This window comes from Actinomycetospora sp. C-140, from assembly GCF_054796175.1.
This window is the reverse complement of record NZ_JBTWNF010000041.1, coordinates 1-1,836: the sequence shown is the minus strand read 5'-3', so window position 1 is coordinate 1,836 and position 1,836 is coordinate 1. Positions and strand designations below refer to the sequence as shown.

At 72.9% G+C, this 1,836-nt stretch carries 1 protein-coding gene; it reads right to left on the bottom strand.

The features are described 5' to 3' along the window. Positions 1-177 precede the first annotated feature (177 nt). The gene (locus tag ACR9E3_RS32435; RefSeq protein ID WP_460385199.1) at positions 178-1,767 is read right to left on the bottom strand and encodes an IS1182 family transposase; all 1,590 of its coding nucleotides are present in this window, start codon (positions 1,765-1,767) and stop codon (positions 178-180) included. Positions 1,768-1,836 lie beyond the last annotated feature (69 nt).

Genomic DNA, 1,836 nt, shown 5'->3' with positions numbered 1-1,836 from the left:
CTAGGAGACCGCTGAAGAAGTGGTTTGGTGGGCGGGGCGCCTCGCGGCAGTCGCGCTGCGGTGAGGCCAGCACCCGGAGATGCGGCAAGAGGTCGCCCGCCCGGCGGTGATGGTGGCTTGGCGCGGGCCGGGTGTCGAGCCCCTGCGGGAGCCTGGGGGGCTGCCGGTGGCGCCGGCTTAGACCGAGGCGAGGGCCCAGCGGCCGTGGTCGAGGTGCAGGCCCAGGTTCAGGAGCCGGCGCAGGTTGAGCGCGGCGACGCGGGTGTGCAGCCAGGCATTGTTCTTGGCCACCCCACGGTGCGGGACGCGACGGTGGCCGCGGGTCAGCCAGGCGATGGAGCGCTCGACCATGGGCCGGTGCCGGCGGTAGGCCTCGAGGTGCTCGGGGAGTCCGGCGCGGGCGCGGTGAGCGCGTTGCAGGGCGTGATGCGGCCCGAGGTGCAGGGTTCGACCGCGGGTTGCGGTCGTGCAGCGCTCACGCAGCGGGCAGCCCCGGCAGACGGCTCCGAAGGTCGCCGACCCGGTGGCGGAGACGGGGCGGGTGTTGCCGTTAGGGCAGGTCACGGTGTTCGTGTTCGGGTCGTGGGCGAAGTCGTCGAGGGTGATCCCGCCGGGAATCGCCGGGCGCAGCGGCCACGGCTTGATCACCGCGGTGTGTCCGGCGGCCTCGAGCGCGCCCAGAGCGTCGCCGCTGGCGTAGGCCGAGTCCGCGAGCACCTCGACCGGCTCGCCGGCGGCAGGATCGAGACTCGTGTCGCCGGCGAGCAGGGCGATGCCGACGGTGGCGTCGCTGTTGTCCGGCCCGGTGGCCTTGGTCAGCCCGGTGTTGGTGATCAGCCCGGTGTCGGGCTCGACCACGACGTGGGCGCGGTAGCCGTCCTGGCGGCGTTCCCGGGACTTGTGGGCATGGCGGGCGTCCGGGTCGACCGTGGAGATCACCCGGTCCGGGGCGACCTTGGTCGCGATCCGCCAGCGCCCGTCGGTGCCGTCCGAGCCCTCGGCCGGTTCGACGTCCTGCCCGGCGACCAACGCCAACAACGCCACCGCCTGCCCGGCGCGCTCGTCGAGTCCCGCGCTGTCGGGATAGCGCGCTTCGAGCTCAGCAAGCACCGCCAGCGCGTCGTTGACCAGCCTCGAGACCAGCTCGTCGCGCGCTTGCGGGTCGTCCCAGGCGATCTCGGGCTTGCCCGGCTTCGCGTAGTCGTGCCCACTCGTGCGCTGCTCGACGACCTCGCCGCCGCCGGGCACGTCACGGGCGACCCGGCGGATCGCGGCGATCAGCTGGGTCACGGTGTCCTGACGGGCCACCGCGTCATCCAGGATGGTCGAGTCCAGCGCGCGGCGGGTCTTCCCGGCGACCGCCCCGGTCTGGGCGACCACCTGCGCGACGGTCTCGAACACCCGGTTCGGGCGCTCGGAGCCGGCCAGCCGACGCCGCCAATAGGTCAACGTCGAGGGGTCGAACCCCCGATCGGTGATCGCCAGCCCGCAGGCGGCCTTCCACCGCAGATCGAACGTGAGTGCCTCGACCGCTTCGCGATCCGACAGGCCGTGCAGGGCTTGGAGGACCAGCACCGTGGCCACTACCTCCGGCGGCACGCTGGGCCGGCCGCGACGGGCGGGAAACAGGTCGGTGAACAGCTCCGGCGCGAACAACCGGCTGCGGTGGGCGGCCAGGAACGCGAACACGCTGCCCGGCTTGAGCAGATGCCCCGCGACCGACTCCACGTCCAGCAACTCACGCTGATCATCCGAGCGCCCCTGCACCGCGCAAGGATCCCAGCTTCAGCTCGGACCGCCAGCGCCGACGCGCTGACTTCTTCAGCAGTCTCCTAG